At 60.1% G+C, this 3,693-nt stretch carries 5 protein-coding genes; all 5 read right to left on the bottom strand.

The features are described 5' to 3' along the window. Positions 1–652: 652 nt before the first annotated feature. The 5 genes from QM600_RS29140 to QM600_RS29160 all read right to left on the bottom strand — a co-directional run bounded on the left by QM600_RS29140 (position 653) and on the right by QM600_RS29160 (position 3,510). Positions 653–865, bottom strand: a complete 213-nt coding sequence (locus QM600_RS29140) for a hypothetical protein (RefSeq protein WP_502943134.1) — start codon at positions 863–865, stop codon at positions 653–655. Between the two features lie 331 nt (positions 866–1,196). Continuing rightward, on the bottom strand, positions 1,197–1,424 hold the full coding sequence (locus tag QM600_RS29145; RefSeq protein ID WP_283265237.1) for a hypothetical protein: 228 nt from the start codon (positions 1,422–1,424) through the stop codon (positions 1,197–1,199). A gap of 49 nt (positions 1,425–1,473) precedes the next feature. Next, on the bottom strand, positions 1,474–2,121 hold the full coding sequence (locus tag QM600_RS29150) for a superoxide dismutase family protein (RefSeq protein ID WP_283265238.1): 648 nt from the start codon (positions 2,119–2,121) through the stop codon (positions 1,474–1,476). A gap of 84 nt (positions 2,122–2,205) precedes the next feature. Then, on the bottom strand, positions 2,206–3,141 hold the full coding sequence (locus QM600_RS29155; protein WP_283265240.1) for a DUF5996 family protein: 936 nt from the start codon (positions 3,139–3,141) through the stop codon (positions 2,206–2,208). 48 nt (positions 3,142–3,189) lie between these two features. Continuing rightward, positions 3,190–3,510 carry a DUF2322 family protein gene (locus QM600_RS29160; RefSeq protein WP_283265241.1) on the bottom strand — a complete coding sequence of 107 codons (321 nt, stop codon included), beginning with the start codon at positions 3,508–3,510 and terminating at the stop codon, positions 3,190–3,192. Between the last annotated feature and the right edge of the window lie 183 nt (positions 3,511–3,693).

Genomic DNA, 3,693 nt, shown 5'->3' on the forward strand with positions numbered 1-3,693 from the left:
CATACGCGGCCTGAAACTATCAACCCCACAAGTCAACCGAAGTGGGGGCAGTCCCCGTATATCCCAATAGGCCATGTGAGGATCGAGGATGACCTGAGTGCCGAGCGCAAGCCTCGTCTGTGAGTGCGGGGTTAGCGAGTTCCTGTTGTCGGCGTGTACCGAGTGTGTCGTCGGGGTGTGGGAGTCTCTCGGGTATGAGCAGCTTTCTGTCCTGTACGGGCGTGACCGGTGGCGATGAGTGTCAAACCGGATGCCGGTGGCGGTTTGTTCGGTAGTTCGACGCGTGGGACTGTCGGGTCGAGATTTTGTCAGTTGATTGGGTATGCGGAATATCAGGGACCGTTGATACTGCGATCGGAATTTCGACCTCGATTGCTCGAGGAGGTAGTGCAGATGAGAATCTTGATATCGGACTTCGCGACAGGCCATGACCCGGTGTCCCAACCGCCGGTACCTCCGACTCCGCCCGTTCCGCCACCGTTTCCGCCGGAGCCGGGTCCTGTGCCGGAACCCCCTGTCCCGCCGCCATTTCCGCCCGAACCCATTCCTGAACCGGATCCGATACCTGATCCGTTGCCGCCGCCGCAGATTGGGCTCCGCCCCCTCGCGGGGGAGTGGTTGTGCCCCGCGCCCGGCATTAAGTTTGTGGTCACTAACTCGGTTGGGGCAGCGTGCAACTCGATATCTTCGGATTGACCCCGAAATAGTTCAACGGTCCTGCGATCACGGTGACCGCGATCGTTCCGGCACTCGCGCAGCTGGTCTCGGAACTGTTGCTGAAGTAACCACGCTGACCCGCCGCGACTGCGCCGACGATCAGCCATACCAGGACGATCAACACAATGATCCTCATTGCAATCACCACATCCGTCAGATAGGTGAAGGTGGAATGCCCTCGCTAGGCCCAGGCAAACCTACTTTCGACATCCTTTCTGCCAGAAAATGTTCGTGCAGTACGCCAGAACGAACCTGTTCTCCCCGCAGTGCTGTTGACCCCACACGCCTGCAAGCTCACTTTCGCAGAAGCGGTGAAGCCGATGCTCCGGGCGTAGGGCTCGAGGACGCCTGAGCTGGCGAAGGCCTCGATTCCGTGCCGCCATTTGTTGTATTCGGTTTTTAGGTCGAAACTTCAAGTCTCACCGAATAATTCGGTCCAGGTGGTCGGGTGCCCGTCTATCATCGGCTCCGGCTACCACTCACCGGTTCGACCAAGCGCGGGCGATCTCGGGGTGTGCGCGCAGGATCTCCTCGACCCTGTGGTCGTCGGCAGTGTCGACCTCCGCTCGGTGGCGTTGCGCTGTGACCAGTGGACCCGTCGGTGCGCCCGGTGGATCCTGCGGAGGGTGCGATGGGGCGTCTGCTTCCAAGTCCAAAACCAATTCATCCAGTCGGGTCGTCAGAAAAGCCCTTTTGCCCGTACTCATCGACATCACTCCCATTCGCTCCTGGTGCCCAGGCTGTGCCCTCGGCTACTCAAAAGTCCTCGTCAATGCAGGCCAGACGATCGCCGGCCATGCCTGCCTTGCCGGGCTCGGTCATGGTGTGTTGCGCGTGAAGTACCACAGATTGAGCTTGATCTTCGCGGAACTCCCAGTCGACGGTGGTCGAGGCCTGTGCGTTGCCGGCTGCGTCCGTGGTGACATCGAGCCAGACTTCATTCTGGGGATTGGCGTAGGCGGGATCCGACGACGGAGTTTCCGGCGTGGCCGCTGGATCGACATTGTTTTGATAGTGCGGTCCTGCATCCGACGGTTTCGGTCCGCAAGGCCGCGTATGGACGTGAACGCCGAAGTCTCGGTTGGGTGCGAGCCCCTGTGCGCTGAAAGTGACGGTCGTGCGGCCGTCGTTCTCGTCGGATTCGATGTCCACGGACGAACCAACGGGGACCGCGGCGGCGTCGTAGGTAAAGGCATTGACCTCACCGCTGCTGGTTCCGGGCGTCTGAAAGGCATCGCCATTCATTCCGGGCATCGGCATACCGGTGTTGGTCGTTTCGCGAGACACGGGAGGCGTTTCGATGGTGACGGTCTCGGTCGTCGACGAATTGTTGCTACCGCATCCGGCGGCGACGAGTGCGGTCAGAGATACGCCAGCGATGACGGTTGCGCGTCGTATATCCATGATGTGGCATTACCCGCGATATGCAGCCCTGAACCAGACGATGTGGTTGTGATGCCTGGGCCGGATTCACGTCGATCGGACCTATCACCGAGATGCCCAACGATTCGGGTCGCACTCCAACGCTGCCCTGTTCCAGCGCCCCAACTCGGCAGCAGCGCTGTACGTGGTTTTCAAGAACGCCCGGAGTGTCGCGTCCGGGTCGGAAGAGGTACGGACGGCTTCATACGGCAGCAGAAATTGGCCGAAGTCGTCGCTGTAAAAGGCTTCCGACGGTTCAACCCGGAAATCCTTGAACCCATCGGGCGCGGGGTAGCAGTACGAATAGAACGCACCTTCGTCGCCACCGCCTGGCCAGAAGCCGCAGCTGCTCAGCTCGTGGGAATATCCCTCCACCATCACCCAGTCGCCGCAGTTGGGGGCTCCTCCCGGATGAGGTGGCGCGGTGCGTCCGGAGAATCGGGTACAGGCGAGGTCCATCGCTCCCCAGAAGAAATGCACTGGAGATACCTTGCCAATGAACTCTGCCCGGAAGGCTGCGATGACGCGGTCCGCTTGAACCAGTTGCCGCCAGAACAGGTGGACTGCTTGGGCGTCGTAGGCGCAGTGCACGTGATCGTCAGGGAACGGAACAGCCGGATCGACTTCATTCGGTGTTGGTTGAATGTCGACCGAAATGCCCAGGGCTCGAAGCGCTTCCATCGTGCGTGCATAGAACGTTGCGACGGATTGAGGTTCGAGTGAGAATCCGTGTGACGCTCCAGAACTGTCGCGGATTCGTAGTCGGTGATCGCAGAAGTCGAACTCGATGTCGAAAACGCGGCCGCCGTACGGGATGGATGAGGTTGTCAGTCCTCGGGGCGTGACATACAGGGTTACCTGCCACCAGTGATTGACGAGTGGGGAACATGCGAGCCTGATCTTGCCGATGATCTGCACCCACATGTGCAGGGTGCTGCGGGTATCAGCCCAATCGTCCACTCGTAGGGCGGGCCAATCCTCCGAAGTGCTGGATGCAATCATTCGCTGTCCTCCACACTCGATCGACAATGTCGTCGTGACGATCCACGGTTACTGCTGCACGGGAACTTCCTGCAGTCCGAGGGTGTTGCCGGTAGCAAGAACCTGGTCGAGGCGATCGATGTTGGGGTGCTTGCCCGGGTTTGCGCGTGCGTCCTCGGTATGTTCGGCGAAGATGGCCAGTGCGGTCTCTGCCGCTTCCGCGGTGATCGCGCCGTAGACCTGCGCCACATGGTTGTAGACCTTCACCGAACCGGATTTGCCGGGCTTGTTCTCGACGGTGTCGATGACGGTGCCGTCCGCGTCGAGCACGTTGATGGCGGCGAGGTGATCGATGGCGGGCAGGGCAGCGAGATTGTCGGCAAAAGTCATGGTCCTAGATTACGTGCTTTCGGCGTAAAACCCATCGCCGGGCAACAGTGCTCGGACCTCGATTTCGGGAGTGGATATAGTCGCAGCACATCGTTTGCGCACCAGCATCGTTTGTATTCGAAGGGGAAAATGATGGCTTCGGCACTGTGGCACGGTTTCGCGGATATGGGCGCGGTAGAAAAG

The organism is Rhodococcus sp. IEGM 1379, from assembly GCF_030056815.1.
Classification (GTDB): domain Bacteria; phylum Actinomycetota; class Actinomycetes; order Mycobacteriales; family Mycobacteriaceae; genus Rhodococcus_F.

Bases quoted from the DNA above. Each gene is read 5' to 3' on its own strand.
- QM600_RS29160 (WP_283265241.1), bottom strand. From the start codon at position 3,510: ATGACTTTTGCCGACAATCTCGCTGCCCTGCCCGCCATCGATCACCTC.
- QM600_RS29150 (WP_283265238.1), bottom strand. From the start codon at position 2,121: ATGGATATACGACGCGCAACCGTCATCGCTGGCGTATCTCTGACCGCA.
- QM600_RS29155 (WP_283265240.1), bottom strand. From the start codon at position 3,141: ATGATTGCATCCAGCACTTCGGAGGATTGGCCCGCCCTACGAGTGGAC.
- QM600_RS29145 (WP_283265237.1), bottom strand. From the start codon at position 1,424: ATGAGTACGGGCAAAAGGGCTTTTCTGACGACCCGACTGGATGAATTG.